An 18,635-nucleotide genomic window follows, 5' to 3' on the forward strand; every position below is an offset into this window, starting at 1 on the left:
GCTAGTCGTCGGTGCGCCAGGTGAGGTCACTCGCCTCGGGGACATCGTCGCCGCGGATCAGGGTGATGAGGGCGCTGTCGATGTCTGGGCCGATGAAAAAGTCGTCGGCCCAGTGCAGTTGGAACACCCTTCCCTGAGCGTCGATGACAAGCTCGGATGGCCCGTCGGCGTTGTTGCCGAGTGGGAAGACAGGGTTGTCGTACTCTTCGGCGAAGATCTCGGAGCCTTCGGCTAGCACTCCCCCAGTCCTGGTGGGTTGAATGCCGCTTGCGAATCCACCGCCTGGCTCCCCGTGTCCCCCAAACTGCGGAAGGATCAGCCCACCGAACTCGACCAGGGCGGCCCGGGCGGCGGGAAAGCACTCCAGGCCCGCGAGTTCGTCGGCGAAGCGCCTCAGCCACAGGTCGACGGCGGCGGTCATGTCCCGACCAGGGAACCACCCGGCTTGGTCCAGGATCTCGCGCACGTCCGGCGGGAAGCGGCCCTCGGCGGCGCGGTACCGCGCGTACTTCTCGGCGACAACCGCGCCGGGCAGCGACGGCCACTGGGACACCTCCCCGGTCTCTCGGTCGACGACCACGACGAGGTGTCCGGTTTCCGCTGGGGGCAGGGGCGTTCCGTCCGCCGCTCGCTTCAGGGGTTCGGAGTGGGAGATGACGAAGCCGAGGTCGAACTCGTAGAGGTTGAGCAACGGCAGCGGGCCGGGCAGAGTGACGGCGGCCCATCGTCGGAATCGGGCCATCGCCTCGCTACGACTGATCAATGGAACTCCTCGGGCAGTTGAGGTGATCTGAAGGTGGCGTCGGCCGGGTGCCGGGCCCACGGTTGTCGTCGCGGTGCCTATCGTAGGCATCGCGGTCCGACTCCACCTGTGCCGACCGCGCAAGGGGAGGTGCCATGCCATCGCGGCGGGACCAGGTCCAGTCGTACCAGTTCTTCGTCCAGCGGATGACCTCCGCGCTCGTGGCTCGGGAGCCCGATCCGGAGACCGCCGCGCCATTTCGGCGGCTCGGTGGTGCTGGCTTCGCGAGCCTCATGGTGGCGGTGCTCTGCCTCGCCGCGGTGGGTGTCTACGGCTTGCTGCGCCCCGGCGGCGCCACCAAGTGGAAAGAGCAGGCGGCCGTCATTCTGGAGAAGGAGACCGGTACTCGGTTCATCTACCGGGAGGGCCGCCTGTACCCGGTGGTCAACTACTCGTCGGCGCTGCTGGCGTTGGGGAAGGCGGCGCCCACCGTCTCCGTTTCCCGCAACTCGTTGGTCGGCACGCCGCGCGGCACCCCGATTGGCATTCGCGACGCGCCGGATGCGCTGCCCGACCCGAAGCGGCTCCGCTCCGGGCCGTGGACGCTCTGCACCCAACTGTCCCGCGACCCGGCGGGTGGGGACGTCGCCACCACGGTGCTGATGGTCGGAACGGCATCCGACGGTGGGCGGGAGATGGGCGACACCGCGCTCTTGGTTCGCGCCACCACGACGAACGGCCTGTATTTGATCTGGCATGACCACCGGTACGAGATCAGTGACGAAAATGTGGTCCTTGAAGGACTCACCATGACCACGGAGCCCGTGGTCGAGGTGGGCGGAGCGTGGCTGAACGCCCTACCCGCCGGTGAGCCGATCGAGATACCGGAGGTGGCCGACCGAGGTGAGCGATCCGAGGCATTGCAGGAAGCTCGGATCGGCCAGGTCTTCGTCGTGGAGAGCCAGAACGGTGGCCGTCAGTACTACCTCGTCGAGCGAGGTCAGCTGCGGCCGCTCACCCAGCTTCAGGCCGAGGTGCTGTTGGCGGACCCGGCGGCCACGCGGGCCTATCCGGATGGGGCGCTACCGGAGCCGATCTCGCTCTCGGCCGGCGCCGCGGCGGCGGCGCCCAAGGCGCCACCGCCAGCTGGGGGGCCGCACCGCGCACCTGGCGAGCGTCCCGAGATCGCCCAGGAGGCCGACGACCGGCCAGCCATCTGTGCGGCCTACCAGCCGGGGCGGAGCGAACCGACCCTCCTGTTAGGAAATCAGTTAGAGCCGGTGCAGGATCCGGTGCGCACCGCCGAGCAGAGCAACACGGGCATCCCTCTCGCTGACCGGGTGGTTATCGAACCCGGGCACGGTGTCTTGGTTGCGGCCATGCCGGCGCCGGAGGCTTCGACGGGAGCGCTGAGCCTGGTTACCGATCTCGGCTACCGGTATCCACTGGCCTCGAAGGAGGTGGCGGAGATGCTCGGCTATCGCGATGTGCGTCCCGTTGAACTACCAGCGAGTCTGGTCGACCGGCTACCTGCTGGTCCCGCACTCGATCCGGCCGCCGCGAAGCAGGCGCTCGGCCCGGACCAGCCAGGGCTACCACAATAGAGTCTGCCGCTTCAGAAAGGTTGGCTGGCCTAGCGCAGGCTGGACAGAACCCGTTACGGTTTGTATGGCAAGCGGTGCGAGCGCGCCGCAACGAGGCCGCCTCTGCCAAAGTGAGGCGATCGATGAGGACGGGGGTGACTCCAGCATGACGATGCGTACCGACACCGGCTTGATGGTGAAGACCGAGGGCGAGGTAAACGCCGTCGCCGACCGGCTCACCGGCAATCTGAACCAGCTAATGGACCAGCTTGCGCCGCTGTACGACCAGTGGAAGGGCGCCGGTGCGGGCTCCTTCCAGCAGGTGCGCCAGCGTTTCGACCAGGACATGGCGCGGCTGAACGTGGCACTGCGAGCGATCGCCGAGGCGGTTGGTTCTGCCGGTAAGGACTACGACGTCGCGGACGAAGCGATCAAGTCCGACATGGATTCCGCGGGCGCTACCGCCGGGCAGATCACCGCGGCGCTGAAGCTCTGACGGGGAAGAAGGTTCCGAGATGGAGATTCGGTACAACTTCGGTGCGCTGAACGCCGCGGCAGACAGCTGTGGCAGTAGCATGAAAAACATGAACGGCGAGCTCGAAGGGCTCAAGTCCAGCATCGCACCCATGCTCGCCACCTGGGATGGTGACGCACGCGAGGCGTACTTCCGCCGGCAGAGCGAATGGGAGTCTGCCGCGAACGACCTGCGTGACCTGCTTGGTCGGATTGAGCGAGCGCTGCGTGAGTCGGCGGCCAACATGCAGGCCCGCGAGGCGGCAAACCGGGCGAAGTTCGGCGGCTGAGCCGCTGCGAGTGATCCGATGGCCTGGCCCTGTGCCGGGCCATCGGCTTTTGCGGTCCAGCCCGACTCCTGGCCGACCCGAGAGTGCGGAGGCCGCGTCGAAGGGCTGTCAGTCGCGGGGTAGCGAGCTGGGCACCCGGAAGAACACCTCTTCGGGCTCATCGATCTCCGGACCCGAGGGCGTCGGCTCCCCAGGGCGAGTCGGGTGCCAGCGGAGACGCCGTCCCCGCGGTAGCAACGAAACGATTGCGCCGACCACGAGCGCTATAGCCGCTAGTGACAGTCCACCCCAGAGCCCCGCTCGGCGGAAGTCGTTCCACCGCTTTGTCCGCTCCTGAGCCGCTGCGTTGTAGGACGGCTCGGGCAATGGGTCCGCGGCCACCGGACCTGCGCTGCTCAACCGCTCGGTAACCGCGCGGTAGGGGCTGAGCACACCCTGCCCGTACCCCTGCTCTGGACCTCCCCGGGCCGGGTCGGCCGTGGCTAGCAGCCGGCGCGAAACCTGCGAGGCGGACAACTGTGGCTCGGCGGCACGGATCAGGGCCGCCGTCGCACTCACCAGTGGGGTCGCGAAGCTGGTGCCGCTCCAGACATCATGGCCGTTCACGCGGGTGGCCGCGACCACCGCACCACCCGGGGCCACCAGATCGACATAGGGCCCGACCTGTGACTGCTCCACCCGTGTGCCCTGCTCGTCGATCGCGCCGACACCGATCACACCGTCGTAGGCAGCCGGATACGGCACCGGGTCGGGGTACTCGCCGTTGCGATGGAGGTTTCCGGCGGCGGCGACCAGGACCACATCCTTCGCCCGCGCGTAGCGGATCGCGCTCTCGACAGCGGAGTCGGGGCGGTAGAGCGTCACCGACATGTTGATCACATCTGCTCCGTCGTCGGTAGCCCGACGGATAGCCTGTGCGAAGACCTCGGGGGAGACGCTCTCACCTTGGGCCTCGTCGCCCTCGTTACCGGCCTGTTCGCTGACCCGGATCGGGACGATGGCGGCTTCCGGAGCCATCCCATGGAAGCCGATACCCTCTTGTGGGCGGGCGGCGATCAGGCTGGCAACCGCGGTGCCGTGGGAAACACAGTCGAAGTCGCCACCGCTGGAACCACGGAGGGCATCGAACCCGGAAGTGACCTGACCGTCAAGCTGTGGATGGTTGCCGTCGGAGCCTGAGTCCACAACAGCTACTGAGACACCAGCTCCGGTGCTGAAAGGCCATACCCGTCGTGGGGCTAGCCACTGCTGGTGCCAAGGGGTGTCACTGATGATTTGACCCGGCTCGCTCGGATTGGTGCAGGAGCCCGGGGCGGCCGCGGCTGGCGCGTGTGGCATCAGGATGGTCGAGCTGACCAGCGCTAACAGGAGTGCACCAACACGCTGATGACGGTTGCGGAGCATGTCGTGCTCACCTCTCCTTCGCACAACGCCGCTGCATCCTAACGATTTCGGGACAGTCGCCGGGGCCCCGGTATCGCGACAGGTTCAGTATCGTGGGCTGTGCCGAGTGCCGACGGCTGGTGACGCCGGGTAGACGTGCGGGGAGAGGACGTCGTGGACATTGAGGCCTTGCGCGCTCGCGCTGATGAGCTGATGGCCCAGTTCGAGCGGATGCGGTCCGGCGTGGGCGATCTACAGCAGCAGCTGAAGGCGGTAGACGTCACTATGGTATCGGAAGACGGCTTCGTGACAGTGACGGTTGGTCCTAATGGACATGTAACCAAAGTGGAGTTCGACCCGCGGATCTATCGGCGGCCGGACTCGAAGGAACTTTCCGCCACGGTAACGGAGACGATCCAGCGGGCGACGGAGGCGGCGCTGGCGGAGGTTGAGGAGCTGCTTCAGCCGTTCGTGCCGGATGGTCAGTTTCAGGCATACCTGGATCATGATCTGGCGGGTGTCTTTGGTCAGCTTGACCGCGACATCTCCCGGGAGGGGGACCGATGAACGGCCCGAATGACACGTTTGTCAACCCGGACGGCGCGCGTGATGGTGCCCGTCAACTCGATGCGGCCGGCGCAGCGCTGGCTCGCGGTTGGGCGGAGCACGCGGCCACCATTTCCACGCTCAATGCGGCTTCGCCGTGGGGCACTGACGATTACGGCAAGGAATTTAACAAAAACTACCTGGAGGGCGAGGCGCCTGCTGCTGGTGTTCTTGAGGGTGGCCAGGCGATTGTGGGACGGGTTCAGGTGCTTGGTGCGATTGCTTTGGCGGCCTTGGCGGGGACTGTTGAGGTGGATGAGGCGGTCGCGGAGTCTTTCGGCGGCGGTGACGCCTGACATCCCGGCGGGCTCGGGTGTGTAGGGGAACGGGGGCGTGACGGGATGGCGGTGCCTTTTCCCGAGAGTCTGATTGCCGAGTATCCGACGGTGTGGGAAGCCGTCTGTTGGGTGAGTGCTGGTGAGGCGTGGCCGAAGGGCGACGAAGATCAGTTGCGGGAGCTTGCTGAGGCGTGGCGGGGGCTCGCTGAGGTGGTTCGTGGTGCCCGCCTTGACGCTGATATGGGGGCTTTGAGGCTTCTTCAGAGTTGGGGTGGGGGTACGGGGGAGGCGTTTAGTCAGGTCTGGAATCAACTGGGTGTTGATCCGGATATGGGGTTGCCGCTGATTCAGGAGGCTGCTGCCGAATTCGCGTTTCGTGCCGATGATGCCGCGATGGAGATCGAGTATGCGAAGCTGACGATTGTCATCGCTTTCTATGTCACGGTGATCGCGGTTTTCGTGTCGATGATGATGGCCTTCCTGGGCGGGGTCTCGGCGGTGGGTATTCCCGCGGCTCTGGCGGCGGGTCGGCAGGCGGTTACGGTCGCGGCTCGGCGGCTGGTCGCTCAGTTGGGGCGGCATGTTGCTACTCGGGCTGGGCGGCAGTCGGCGCTGCGTGGTCTTGGTGGTCAGATCGGTCAGCGACTCACTCGGGAGGGGCTGCGGGGGGCCGGGCGGCGGTTCGCCCTGGAGTTGGCTGAGGAGGTAGGTGAGGAACTCCTGATTGATGTGGCTGCGCAGGCGTATCAGATGAATGCGGGTACGCGGACGCAGTGGGATGTGAGTCGTACTGTCACCGCGGGGTTGGGCGGTGCTTTTGGTGCGGTCCTCGGTACTGGGCTGAGCGCTGGTACTCGTTTCGCTCGTAATAATGTGGCGCCGCGGCTACCGGTGTCGTTCAGTCCGCCGTTGATGGACTTTCGTGGTGCGGGGGTTGTTCGGTGGGGTGGTAAAACCCTTGCTGCTGGGGTGCAGAACGCGATTATTTCGCCGGCCGCCAGCGTTTTGGCTCATCGGGTGGTTGCGTCGGAGTGGAGCGTGCCGGGTGGGGACGCGCTGCTGGGCGGGTTTGCCAGTGGTGCTGGTCGTGGTGGTGCCACGATGGCAGCCAGTAGCGGTGGTAGCGCGTTGGCGGACCTCAAGAACAGGTTGACCGGGTCCGACCCCGGTCAGCTCAAGGGTGCTGGACCGGACGCCGGTATAAGTAGCGTACCGACTACCGGACTCGGGTCGATCTCACTGGCCCCACCACCAGCGGTGGACCCGGCAGCCCCCACCGGTACTGGTCAGGGACAGACCCCCACCGGTACTGGTCAGGGACAGACCCCCACCGGTACTGGTCAGGGACAGACCCCCACCACTGGTAGTGCCGGGTCTGCTGCCTCGCCCACGGGCGACACCGCCAACGCCAGCCTCAGCACCGATCGAGCTACTTCTGACGCCTTCGCCGCCGACCCCGGTGCCGACCCGGGCACCCACACCAGCTCGGGCCCCAGCATCCACACCAGCTCGAGTGCCGGCACTGCTTCTGAGGCCGGCACTGGTCGAGGTGGCGCCGATGCGGGCTTCGAGGCCGGTTCCGGAGGGCGGTCAGACCTGGCTACCGGCGGGGTCAGGGACGGTGGGTCCAACGCCGACAACACAGTCAGCTTGGCGGGGCACTCCGCTGCCTCCACCATTCAGAGCGCTCTGTCGCCGTCCACCGACGGAAACACTCGGGGACACTTCCCACCGGCACCACAATCCGCAACCCCAAACCCGGTCCCGGCGCCTGCAGCCGCCCCCAACGCCACAACGGGCACCTCCACCACCAGCGCCTCCGTCCCCGGCCCTGGTCTCACGCCCGCGGCTCCCCACAGCGGTGCCACCACAAACCCGACAACGACCGGGACGCCCGCACCATCACCTAGGCAACCAACACCCACCCCCGCCGCTCCGACCGCTATCCCTCCCACCAGCGGCGCTTCGGGCACGAGCACTTCCCCAGCCAGCGTGAGTAGCCGGAGCGGGACATCCCACCCCCCGGCGGCAGCAGCGGCCTCGCCTGCCACGAACCCTTCGCCGACCAACAGCCAACCGACATCCACCAGCAACCCGAAAGCGACACACGCAGCCCGGCCCACCCCACCCACCGCCAACAACCCCACACCGACCACCACACCAACCGTGCCGACAGCAACCGGCACCAACCCTTCGGCCACACCCGACCCAGCAAGCCGCATTCCCAATCAACGGACACCGACCAATAGCCCGACGACCACCGCACCAACGCGCACCGGAGCGCCGGCTGCTGACACGGCTACTGGGGTCAGCGGCGGCATCGAAGCAGACGGCCCGACCGGGGTTGCCCGCTCCACGCGTCCGACCGGGGGCGGTACCCACAGTTGGCAGGGCGAGTCATTCACCGTTAGCGGAGATCCGAACGGTCGGGCGGCCAAGCAGACGCTTGTCGAGGCCTCTCGGAGATTGGCTGAGGCCGTTCGGAAAGCGGTCAAGGGTAAGGCTATATCCAAGGCCAAGATGCCGGGTGTGGCGGGCGCGTTGATGATGCCGAACGGGGAGATCACGACCCACACCAGCATGGCTGCAAACAAGAGCACGAAGCCGCCGACCCGGCCGGCGGTGCATCCGCTGGTGCAGGCCACCCTCGATCGAGTCAAGGCCGCCCTCGATGCGAAGCCGGGCAAGGGGCATGGCACGGGGGCCGGGCACGGCAAGTGCGCTGAGGTCGCTCTGGTTTCTGACCAGCTCTACCGGCTGGAAGTAGAGTGGCGGCAAGCGGGCGAGCCCGGAAGACTGGAGCAGTACGCCCTAGACGCGCTCAGCGGCGCGAAAATCGTGACGCACCAGGTCAGTACCGGTTGGGATGAAAAGGGCACCCGTCACGACTTGGGCCACTATAGAGCGCCGTGTCGCTCTTGCCGGCACCTCTTGCCCCAGTTCGGCATCGAGCCGATCTCTGATCCCGAGCGGTCACCGACTGTCTACCAGCCGCCGGTGCCAGGAGTGGTGGGCAACGGGCCGCCCCTGAGTGACCGGCGTCCTTACGGTGAGCCCGGGGGGTTGGTCCCGCCAGAGTCGGCCCATCAGCAGGCACTGGAAGAAGCCGTGCCGCGCGATCCGAAGACCGGGCGGCCGGAAGTGCACCCGGATCCGAGGCAGCGAAACTGGGTGGGCAAGGTCAACGACGGAGGCCCGACAGTTGTCGGTAGAAGCCGAAACTGTGCCGATGTCGGGCTCTCCTTCCTCTCCACCTGGTTCGGCCGACCCGAAGTGGCGGCAGCCACCCCCCAAGGGGCGCAGTTAGAGCACGGCAGCACCGCCCGGCAGGAACAAGCATTGCGTGGCAGCTTCAGCTATCACGGCACCGGCCTGTCCGGGTTGGGCGGCGTCGTTGCTGCGCTCCGGGAGGCCGGCGCCGGATCGGCTGCCCTGATTATCACCACGAATACGAATTCTGATGGTCCGGGTCACACCTGGAACGCCGTAAATCTGGATGGAGAAGTTTTATGGGTCGATGCCACCTCGGGGGAATTCACTGAGGGTGAGCCGATCCACGCATCCTATCGGGCAAATGTATTTGCTGTTACCCTCGATGCTGAGGGTGACCCTTTCGTGTCCAGTGGCGTTCCGCAAAACATCGAAAGCGTGGCCGGACAGTATCTTCCCGCCTTGTCGGATGCTGACCGAACGGCCTTGTTTGGTGAGCGTGATGCGGCGCGGTCGGATGCCAAAATAATCCTCGGCGAGCTGCAGGCCGCCGCTGCGGCGGTTAATACGCGATTTGGCCTGACCGGTGACGATGCGCTGCGTACGCTGGGCGAAGAAAATATGGTCAAGGATGCGGAGTCGCTTGCGCGAAAGTACCAGACAGATTTCGCAACTGTCGGGTATGACGTGCCCTCGGCCCTGGCCGCGATTAATGACGTGGTCCGGTTTTCGCTGCGGGGGCCGGAGTCCGAGTTGTACGGCCCGACTGTCGATGGCGTTATTTCCTCACTCGAGGAAAAGGGCTACCGGTTCGCGAACGCAAAAAACTTTTGGCGGCCTGGAAATCGATTCTTTGGCCTGAACTGCACGTTCGTATCTCCGGGGGGTCGTACCTTCGAACTGCAGTTCCCGACCGCTACCAGCTACGCCATCGGTAAACGCACCCACGTCCCCTACGAAATTATGCGGGATCCGATGCAGTCGGTGGCGGACCGGGTGCACGCGTTCCTGGACATCCTCGCGACAAACGTTTCTCAAGGCGTTGCCACACATATGCCGGGTGGCCTGGACGCGAAGCGATTTGGTCAGGCGGTCGACACTACCTTCGCTAAGTGGATCATGGGTAACAGCCCGTTGTGGAGCGAGTACCTCCACTGGCTCGGCGAGCAGCCCCACACGTTCGCCGATGTAGCCGCTGCGCGAGGATTGACCGCGTCCGACCTTCCGGGTCTGGACTTTGACCGGATTGGGGACACGCATGGAGACGCTGAGGTTCAGATACTTCCTCCTGAGACGGCCGGACGACCCGACCGGCCCGCCGGCCAACCTGATCGCGGAGGCCATCAGTCTGGGCCCGACGCAGGCGGTGATCTGGGATCGGGCGACCAACGCGTGGACCTTCCGTCCGGACGTGGCGGCTTCGTTCCTCTGGTCGAAACCGGAGGAGCGCGAGGAGCACGAGGTCCAGGCAGTCGACCGGGCCACGGTGGAACGGGAGGCGATCCACTTCACGACGGTTCCGCTGCCGACGGAGGCGGAGTTGACGGAGATCTGCCGCGAGGCGCTACCGAGGTGGCTTCGGGAGGCTCGGAAGTAACCAGCCCCGAGTCCCTGTCGGGGCGCCCGGGGAGCGCGGAGGGCGAGTATCTCGGTGTCCTGTCGGACGCCGAGCGGGTGATTCTTTTTGATGGGCTCGCCACGGCTCGTCAGGATGCGGATTCGCTCCTCGGCGAGTTACGGGGGATCGCTGCTGAGGTCAACGCGCACCTTGGGCTGACCGGCACGGATACGCTGCGGACGCTGGGTGAGGAACACCGGGTCAAGGGCGCGGAGTCGCTGGCCCGGAAATACCGCACGCAGCTGGCGGCATTGGGGGAGGGTATCGGGTCTGCTCTGGCCACGGTCAACGACGTCGTTCGCTTCTCACTGCGAGGGCCAGAGTCCGAATTGTATGGCCTGGCTGTAGACTCCACTCTTACCGCCTTGGAGGCTAGGGGCTATCAGGTCGCTAGTCTGAAGAATTTCTGGCGCTCCGGTAATCGATTCTTTGGCCTGAACTGCACGCTAGTCTCCCCGGGTGGTCGTACCTTCGAAATCCAGTTCCCGACCGCTACCAGCTACATGATCGGGAAGCAGACCCACACCCCGTACGAGATCATGCGGGATCCGGCAGAGCCTGCGGCGCGCCGGGTGCACGCGTTTTTGGACATTCTTAAGATCAACAACTCCTGGGATGTGGCTGCCCGGATGCCGGGTGGTATGCATGCTGTGCGATTTGGTCAACCGACCGATAACAGCTTTGCGAAGTGGATCGGGGCAACTAAGCGGGCCCGCTTGTATAAGGAATACCTCGATTGGCTCGGACGGCAGCCCCACACGTTCGCCGATGTGTGCGCTGAGCGAGGATTGACCGCGTCCGACCTGCCGGGTCTGGACCATGACCTGATAGGGGAGACGCGTGGAGACGTTGACGTTCGGCTATTTTCTCCTGACGCGGGACCCGGACGGCCCGCCGGTCAACCTGATCGCGGACGCCGACACCATGGGCCCGACACAGGCGGTGATCTGGGATCGGTCGACCGACGCGTGGACGTTCCGCCCGGACGTGGCGGTGGCATTCCTTTGGGAGGACCCGGAGGTGGGCGAGGTCCAGGAGGTCGACCGGGCCACGGCGGAACGGGAGGCGCTCCACTTCACGACGGTTCCGTTGCCGACGGAGGCGGAGTTGACGGAGATCTGTCGCGAGGCGCTACCGAGGTGGCTGCGGGGCGCCCGCAAGTAGCCAGCCCCGAGGTCCTGTCGGTACCCGAGACAAATCCCGCCGCCCTGGGGAGTGCCGATGGCCGAACCGATATTCCGCTACCACCTGATGTTTCGTCTCGACGCTCCGGAGATTCCGGTCAACGTGATCGCGTTGCTCCGGAGCAGCGGACCCACGCAGGCCGTGATCTGGGATCGGCCGACGAACGCATGGGCGTTCCGCCCGGACGTGGCGACAGCGACGCTGTACATGGAGTCGGAGCACGCCCTGACCCGAGCGGTCGACCGGGGCACGGCGGAACGGGAGGCGCTCCACTTCACGACGGTTCCGTTGCCGACGGAGGCGGAGTTGACGGAGATCTGTCGCGAGGCGCTACCGAGGTGGCTGCGGGGCGCCCGCAAGTAGCCAGCCCCGAGGTCCTGTCGGTACCCGAGACGAATCACGGGATGCCCGATACGCGATCCATTGGGCCGGGGGAGCTGGCTCCACTGGAGGATCCGCGCTATCAGCAGGACGTCCAGCGGAGCCTACGGACGGCCGAGGGCTTCGCCTACCTGGCCGACCCGTCCACCCATCCCTACGGTCAGTTGATCAATGACGGTGGACCGACCGAGCAGGGCCGCAGCAACAACTGTCTGGACTGTTCGCTGTCCGCGTTGTCCAGCTTCTACGGTGACCCGCAGGTGTCCCAACCGCGCTGGCCGGACCTTCGTCCTGACGGCTCCGTCGATCGGGAGTCGGGGGAGCGCAGCGGGCTGGACCGTGCCGAGGCCTGGCTCGGCGGCGACATTTTGGCCGGCTGGACAGGGGATTTGCCGGGCGCGCCCGCGGAACGGGCGGCAGCCGTCGCGCAGCAGTACGAGTACCTGCACCAGTGGATAGCGGACGCTGGTCCTGGCGCCTCGGCATTGGTGGTGGCGGAATGGCTTATGGTCGACTGGGGTACCGGCGAGCTGCTGCTGGATGAGCAGGGCAACGTCCAGAGCGAGGGCTCTCACGCGTTCGTGGTGGTGTACCCGTATGGGGCGACTGGGCCCGTGTGGTGGGACCCGCAGCACGGCATGACATCGCCGGAACCACCGGCTGACTATCGCGCCGATACCTCCGCGCTATGGTCGCTCAACCTGTCGATAGAGGGGACATCCAGTGACCGAGAACGAGGCGATGGCCCTGATCAGGCGTCTGCTGGGAACCACCAACGACATCAATCTGTACCCGTTCGAGTTCGGATGGCTGGCCAAGGAGCAGCTGTCGGCGGAGGAGCGGGCAGCCGGGATGCACGTCGGTCATGGGAGCTTCATCATCGACCAGACGGGGATCGTGACCGCGCAGTCGAGTCTCCCGGTGCGGTTACTGATCAAGCGCTACATCGAGGCGCGGCGGGAGGGCCGGATCGCGGGGCGACAGGTCTGGCCGAGGGTCAACCAGCCGGGCTGAGCCCAACCGGCGCAGAGCCGACCGCAGCGAGCACGGTCGCGGCCCGGTCCGCCGACTCGAGGGCTGATCAAGGGTCGGGGCAGGAGCGTTCGGGCCAGGGGCCGTCACCGGCCGCGGGCACTTCGGTTGCGCCGCCGCTGACCCCCGCTGACGTGGCCGAGCTGGCGACGATCACACACCAGGTCCGGACGGCGAACAACTTCTCCCGTGCGGCTGTCCGGCGCGAACTCGCTGCCACTGTGGATCGCCTCGGGCTGCGCGACGGCATGCTCGGCGCGGAGCAGCGGATGGCCACCCTGCCCACCGAGGTGCGGGCGGCGCTGGCTGATGTGACCAACCAAGCTTCGAGCCAACCGAGCGAACGTTCCCGGCTACGCCCGGATCGCCGTACCGCCGAGGCGGAGGGGCGTCCCGTCGGCCTGCCGCGGATGCGGACGTACCTCGGCACGCATTTCACCGTGAACTCGCTCCTGCTCGGCCTGGCGACGACGTTCACCCTCACCGCCGGCGGTCGACCCGAGCTGGCCCTGATGCTGGGTGCCGGTGCGTTCGTGGGCGCTGTCACCACGGGTCCGGCGAAGTGGCTGGCCAAGCGAGCGGGGCTGGCGGCCGAGGACCGTCGGGCCCGGTACGACGCCCGCCAGGAGGCCCGAACCGCGGCGGAGGAGGACGCCACCACCGCGGCGGCGCTCGCCGCCGGCACCGCCGATGTGACCTCGGCGGCCCAGGAGCTGGGTACGGCGGCCACCGGGCTCGATGGACAGGTATCGGCGGTTCAGGAGCAGCTACGCCGGGACGAGCACAGGTATCGGTTCAGGGGCTCTGCTCGCCAATTCCCGCCGGCGAGTAAGGACGCTGCGGCAGTGGCCGACGACAGCCCCGGAACCGGTACGACCTCGGCTGGCGTCCCTGGTGGTTCGACCGACGCCGGACTGACCCCGCGCGAGCAGGAGCGCCTCGCCGAGCTGCGTGGCCTCGCCGCACGCCACGACGGGGCGCGGCCATGGGCTCGGTTCGGCACCGGCCGGGAGATCCGGGCAGTGCTGGACAGCCTCGGGTTGCGGCAGGGAACGCCCGGCGTGGAACAGCGCCGGGACCTGGTGCCAGCAGACGTACGACCACTCGTTGATCGCTTTGGCGACTCGCGTACGGCCGCCGTTCAGGATCGGGTTCGGGCCGCCGTTGACCGCTACCCGGCCGACGGGCAGCGGCCGAGCGTGGTGGCGCCGTGGTGGTCGTCAATGGTGGAGAACGTGCCGAACCTGCTGACAGCCGCCACCGTGGCGGGAGTCGGTAACGTCCTCGGCGAGCTGAGACTCGGTTGGTTCGGGATCGCGGGCGCGCTCGCCGCGGCGGCGAGCGGGGTGGCGGTTGACCCGGTGGTCGCCCGGCGGGAGGCCACCGCCAGGGATGCCCGGGACAGCTGGGATACCGACAACCCCGCGATGCCGGCAGCGGCGCTGCTGTCCCAGGCCGCCGAAGCGGTCGCCGATCCAATCAGCGCGGTGACCGACCGCGCCGCCACCGCCGTGCGCCGCACGACCGAGCTGGAGCAGCGCCTCGCCGACCTGGAGCGCCGGGTCGCCGACTCGCAGCGGCGCAGCGGCCTCGTTGGCTCATTCCGTCGCCTGCTCTTCGGCGACCCGGCCTGGGCCGGACTGCCCGCGTCGAAGGACGCCAACGCAAGGTCAACGGGCGCCAACCCCGAGTCGACGGGTGCTACTTCCGAATCGCGGGTGTCCACCGGCTCGGAAACACCGACCGTTCCGGGCGCCGCGGCGTCGGTCGACCCACGTGGCCGGGCGTCGCTGCAACTGCTTGCCGAGCTCGCCGTACGGCATGAATCCGTCGGCCCGTTGGCACGCCTGTCGGTGGCCCGGCAACTGCGGATCTTAGTTGACCAGCTCGGTCTGCGCGAAGGGACACCTGGTGCGGACCAGCGGCGTGAGCAGGTACCGGCCGAGCTGCGGCCAGCGGTGGAACGGCACGGGCGGCTGAGCGTGACCAGCCGGGCGATCGAGCGGTTCAGTAGCCCGCCGCCCTCGGCGACGGACAGCGCTCAACGGCCGAGCGACGTGCGGAGCCTCCGGGTGCGCGCGGTCGAACAGACTCTCGGGCCACTGGTACAAGGCGGCGCTTGGGTCGGGGCGGCCAAGGCCGCCCAGGTCGCCGCGGGGGCCGCGCCCAGCAAGATCCTGGCGGGGGGACTCCTCGGCCCGCTCCGCACCCTACTGCTCGATCGTGCCGAGGCCCGGGTCAGAGACGCTCTACGGGCCTGGGACCTGGCCAACCCGAATCCGGCGATGGAGCCGCAGGCGCGGGTGGCGAGGCTCGCCGACCCGTCGGCGACGGCCGTGACCAACGCCGCTGGGCAGCTCGACGTGACGTCCCGGCGCCTCGAGGAGATCAACGCGGCGCTGGGCCGGCTGGCGCACGAATCCACCCCCGCCGCCGAACCGGCTGTCGGCCCGGCCGACCCGGTTGCCATCCCGGGCACCGGGGAGACGTTGGACGTAGCCGTTCCTGTCTCGCTGAGCAGGGCGGATGCCTGGGAGTTGCAGACGGCCGCACACCAGGTACAGACGGCGGACACGCTCTCGTTGCGGCCGGCCCTGCGCGAGCTGCACGCGGTGATCGACCGGCTGGGTCTGCGGGCGGGCATGCTCGGGGCACCGGACCGGATCGCGCAGCTGCCGGACGCGGCCCGGCAGGTGGTCACCGAGTTCGGCGGTGACCGCGCCGGTCGTGGGCGGCAGCTCCGGACACTCCGGGCCGGGCGGCAGACCGCCGAGAACGCTCGTCCGCCGGGCGTACCGCGCCTTCGGACGTACCTCGTCTCGAGCGCGCTGACCACCGCTGCTACCGCCGGGGCGGCCACCGCAGTCGCCATCGCGGTGGCGAGCCCGCTGGCACCGGTGATTCCGATCGCGGCAGCCGTCGCCGCTCCGGTGGTCGGGGCCGCGAGGTGGCACGCCCTGCGGCAGGGTCTCGCCATTGACGACCGGCGCAGCCGGTTTGACGCGCGTGTCAACGCCCGGGACGCCGCTGATCAGGTGGACCAGGTCGTTGACCGGCTGAACGAGCCCCTCGCCGGGTTGGGGCAGGCGGCCAACCGGCTCGAGGGCCAGCTCAGCGCTGCCGAGGCGGCCACCGACCAGCTGACCGAGCGGTTGGCGGAAACCCATCGCCGGGTGGGCCTGCTCGCTCGCCTCTTCGACATCGTCGGCTGGGGATCGGCAGCCCGGACGGGGACCCACCCGGAAACCGGCGCGGTCCGGGAGAACAACGGCAGCCCAGCAGGTTCTCCCGACTCCGGGCGGATCACGGCGGCGGCCGTACCGAACTCGGACTTCCACGGTCTGGGGCGACCCGTCGCCGACCCGGCTGCGGTGCTGGCCACCGCCCAGGCCGCACTGCCGCGAGTGGGTCCCTACGCCGGGGTGGACTACATCGGCCAAACCGGACCGAGTCGCTTCGAGATCTACGCGGCCGGACGGTTTTCGTTCCGGGTGCTGCTGACCGCCGGCCCACTGGCCGATGGGGTGGTGGCCCAGACGACGCGTAACTCGGACGGGTCGTTCACGGTCACCGTCTCGGACCGGGCGGTGGACCGTGTGGTCACCCGCGCGCTCGCGCACGAGATCGCAGAGCTGGCGGCGCTGTACGATTCCCGGCAGATCTATGCCGGACCCCTCGACCCGGGGAACGTCGACGGGCTGATCGACCCGGCCGGGCTCACCGCGCACGACCACGGGCGGATGGCCGAGGTTCGGCTACTCGCCGCCGAGTACGAGTCCGCCGACGCGGGTACCCGACTCGCCCTGCGTACCGAGATCGATGCCCTCGCCGATCACCTTGGCCTGCGAGCGGGGGATCCGGCGGCACCCGCCCGATGGGCCGTTCTCCCGCGGGACGTAGGTGCGCAGCTGATGCGCCTGAGTGCGGCCTCGGTGACGCAGGAGTCGGTCGCCAAGGTCGTGCGTGGTATCCCGGCGACAGAGGTCGAAAAGTATCGGTGGATCGACTATCGCGCCCGACTCGCCCCGGACTTCCAGGTGCCGTCGAGCACTGAACTCCAGGCCCAGCTGCATGAACTGATGCTCCAGGGTGAACAGGAGCAGGCCAGCCTGCCCCGAATGCCGGCCTACGCCGGGCAGATTATCGACCTGCCGCCGGCTCAGTTGAGCCTGATCCGGGACGTGGACCCGAAGCTCGCCGACCGAATCGCCGCCGAAGGCATCTACGTCAACCTGGTAGGCCGGTTTGACGTGCGCCCGTACGTGCTCGCCCACGCCCCGGAGTTCTCGCTGGCAGACTCGCGGTCCGCCTTCGACCTGGGCGCGGAGGCGGGGCGGCAGTCGCTGCTCGCGGAAGACCGGACCCGAAGCTATGTCGCGATCCGCGCCAACTTCGGCGCGCGCCCCGCCGCCATGGCGCAGCTGAACGCGAATGAACTTCACTACATGACCAACGCTCGGGCACTGGCACTGGTGCCGGGCGTCCTCGCTCGGGCACTGCACGCGCTGGTGCCCGGTGCGCCGCCGCTGGACCTGGAGGTGACCCCGACAGCCACCGCTGGCGAGGTCACTGTGATCGCCGACCGGGTCGCCCTGCCGGCTGAGGAGCCGGGTGAGCCCGCGCCGGAGTACGGCCGGGCGCGCGACGTGCGGACTGGGCAACCAGCCCCACTCTTTGACGGGCCGCCCAAGCGGGAGCAGGTGCGGCAGGGAGTGCTTGGCGACTGCGGGATGTTAGCCAGCATGGCGGCTGTAGCCGGGCACCGTCCGGAAGCGATCGCGCAGCTCTTCCAGCCAAACCCGGACGGCACCGTGGACGTGCTGCTGCACGAGAGCACCCTGCTCGGTGATTCGATCGAACCGACCGGCCGGCGGCTACGGATCACCGTGCACCCCGACGTGCCGATCTGGGATCCGGTGAGCGGCGAGTCGGCCTACGCCGACCAGAGCATGAATGGCAGCTCGTGGGCGGCGCTGCTGGAGAAGGCACTCGCGGCAGTGGATCGGACCTGGAGCGTCGAACGCCACCTGCAGTGGCAACGGACCTGGGCCGGATGGGAGAGCCCGAACGACCCGCTCGTGGCCGCGCCGACCGGATACGCCCGGTTGAATGTCGGCAGCCACCGGCAGATGCAGGCCGAGCTTCTCACCCAGCTCACCGGAGTAGCGAGCCATGTTGCATCCTTCGACCCGACGCCGGGGCGGGAAGCCGCTGTCGAAGCTCGGCTGGAGGCATTGCTGGCTGCGCGTAGCCCGGTGCTCACCGCCACCTTTGGCGAGGATCATTATCCGGTCGCGATCCGCGATCAGCTTCCGCATGGGCTCGTCCCCGGACACGCATACGAGGTGGTGGCGGCCGGCGACGGCCTGGTGCAGCTGCGTAATCCCTGGAACGTCGATCATCCGACGCCGATGACGGTGCGGGAGTTCCTTGATCTGATGAGCGAGGACTTCGCCTACCTGGAGCCGCCGCAGAGCCCGCCGACTCCGCCCACCGCCTCGGTCCAGTTCTCCCACCCGCACACCCTCGGGCAGACCGTGGTGGAGGAGCTGGGGTATGCCATCGCCTACTACGCCCTGTTCGCCGGCGACGGTACGGTGATTGGCTTGGCGGTGTCGGAGTCGTCTGCAGGGAGAGAACGCACCCGGCGCTGGACGGCGCCTGGGGCGCAATCCGCTGCGGGAAGCGCGCTGCCGGTCAGCCGGGCCGAGGCCGAGCGGATCGCGTCGGAGGTGCTCGGCTTCACGCTGCCCGACGAGGCGGCACTGCACGACATGCTGGAGGGATGACCGTGCCGACACAACAGCGGGGAGG

12 protein-coding genes and 2 pseudogenes are annotated in these 18,635 nt (G+C 67.9%); 12 read left to right on the forward strand and 2 right to left on the reverse strand.

The window, feature by feature from the left end; genetic code table 11:
• Position 1 precedes the first annotated feature (1 nt).
• The gene (locus SALPAC4_RS0112625) at positions 2 to 763 is read right to left on the reverse strand and encodes an SUKH-3 domain-containing protein (RefSeq protein WP_027644562.1); all 762 of its coding nucleotides are present in this window, start codon (positions 761 to 763) and stop codon (positions 2 to 4) included.
• A gap of 134 nt (positions 764 to 897) precedes the next feature.
• Between SALPAC4_RS0112625 and eccB the strand changes: the two genes are divergently transcribed.
• The 3 genes from eccB to SALPAC4_RS0112640 all read left to right on the forward strand — a co-directional run bounded on the left by eccB (position 898) and on the right by SALPAC4_RS0112640 (position 3,128).
• The gene (gene eccB / locus SALPAC4_RS0112630) at positions 898 to 2,346 is read left to right on the forward strand and encodes a type VII secretion protein EccB (RefSeq protein ID WP_019870637.1); all 1,449 of its coding nucleotides are present in this window, start codon (positions 898 to 900) and stop codon (positions 2,344 to 2,346) included.
• 145 nt (positions 2,347 to 2,491) lie between these two features.
• On the forward strand, positions 2,492 to 2,821 hold the full coding sequence (locus SALPAC4_RS0112635; RefSeq protein ID WP_018731503.1) for a WXG100 family type VII secretion target: 330 nt from the start codon (positions 2,492 to 2,494) through the stop codon (positions 2,819 to 2,821).
• A gap of 19 nt (positions 2,822 to 2,840) precedes the next feature.
• Positions 2,841 to 3,128: a WXG100 family type VII secretion target gene (locus SALPAC4_RS0112640; protein ID WP_018731502.1), complete on the forward strand. Its 288-nt coding sequence runs from the start codon at positions 2,841 to 2,843 to the stop codon at positions 3,126 to 3,128.
• Positions 3,129 to 3,236: 108 nt separating this feature from the next.
• Here SALPAC4_RS0112640 and mycP read toward each other — a convergent pair whose 3' ends face one another.
• Complete coding sequence (mycP, locus tag SALPAC4_RS0112645) at positions 3,237 to 4,532, reverse strand: type VII secretion-associated serine protease mycosin (protein WP_033664946.1); 1,296 nt, start codon at positions 4,530 to 4,532, stop codon at positions 3,237 to 3,239.
• A gap of 135 nt (positions 4,533 to 4,667) precedes the next feature.
• Between mycP and SALPAC4_RS0112650 the strand changes: the two genes are divergently transcribed.
• From SALPAC4_RS0112650 to SALPAC4_RS0112680, 9 genes and pseudogenes are all read left to right on the forward strand, one after another.
• Positions 4,668 to 5,078, forward strand: a complete 411-nt coding sequence (locus SALPAC4_RS0112650; RefSeq protein WP_019870639.1) for a YbaB/EbfC family nucleoid-associated protein — start codon at positions 4,668 to 4,670, stop codon at positions 5,076 to 5,078.
• Positions 5,075 to 5,413 carry a hypothetical protein gene (locus SALPAC4_RS0112655; RefSeq protein ID WP_018733852.1) on the forward strand — a complete coding sequence of 113 codons (339 nt, stop codon included), beginning with the start codon at positions 5,075 to 5,077 and terminating at the stop codon, positions 5,411 to 5,413. The genes SALPAC4_RS0112650 and SALPAC4_RS0112655 overlap by 4 nt, the downstream gene beginning before the upstream one ends.
• A 45-nt stretch (positions 5,414 to 5,458) precedes the next feature.
• Positions 5,459 to 8,914: pseudogene (locus SALPAC4_RS28490) on the forward strand (YwqJ-related putative deaminase); the annotation flags it as partial.
• A gap of 949 nt (positions 8,915 to 9,863) precedes the next feature.
• Positions 9,864 to 10,202: a hypothetical protein gene (locus SALPAC4_RS28495; RefSeq protein ID WP_019870640.1), complete on the forward strand. Its 339-nt coding sequence runs from the start codon at positions 9,864 to 9,866 to the stop codon at positions 10,200 to 10,202.
• Between the two features lie 861 nt (positions 10,203 to 11,063).
• Positions 11,064 to 11,387, forward strand: a complete 324-nt coding sequence (locus SALPAC4_RS0112665; RefSeq protein ID WP_019870641.1) for a hypothetical protein — start codon at positions 11,064 to 11,066, stop codon at positions 11,385 to 11,387.
• 57 nt (positions 11,388 to 11,444) lie between these two features.
• Entirely contained in the window at positions 11,445 to 11,771 is a 327-nt protein-coding gene (locus SALPAC4_RS28500; protein WP_027644561.1) for a hypothetical protein, read from the forward strand.
• Between the two features lie 281 nt (positions 11,772 to 12,052).
• Positions 12,053 to 12,370 (forward strand): annotated as a pseudogene (locus SALPAC4_RS29130) (toxin glutamine deamidase domain-containing protein); the annotation flags it as partial.
• A 142-nt stretch (positions 12,371 to 12,512) separates the two neighbouring features.
• Positions 12,513 to 12,803: a hypothetical protein gene (locus SALPAC4_RS0112675; protein ID WP_019870643.1), complete on the forward strand. Its 291-nt coding sequence runs from the start codon at positions 12,513 to 12,515 to the stop codon at positions 12,801 to 12,803.
• A 152-nt stretch (positions 12,804 to 12,955) separates the two neighbouring features.
• Positions 12,956 to 18,610: a calpain family cysteine peptidase gene (locus SALPAC4_RS0112680; protein ID WP_020629225.1), complete on the forward strand. Its 5,655-nt coding sequence runs from the start codon at positions 12,956 to 12,958 to the stop codon at positions 18,608 to 18,610.
• Positions 18,611 to 18,635 lie beyond the last annotated feature (25 nt).

It is taken from the genome of Salinispora oceanensis, from assembly GCF_000383575.1.
Lineage (GTDB): Bacteria > Actinomycetota > Actinomycetes > Mycobacteriales > Micromonosporaceae > Micromonospora > Micromonospora oceanensis.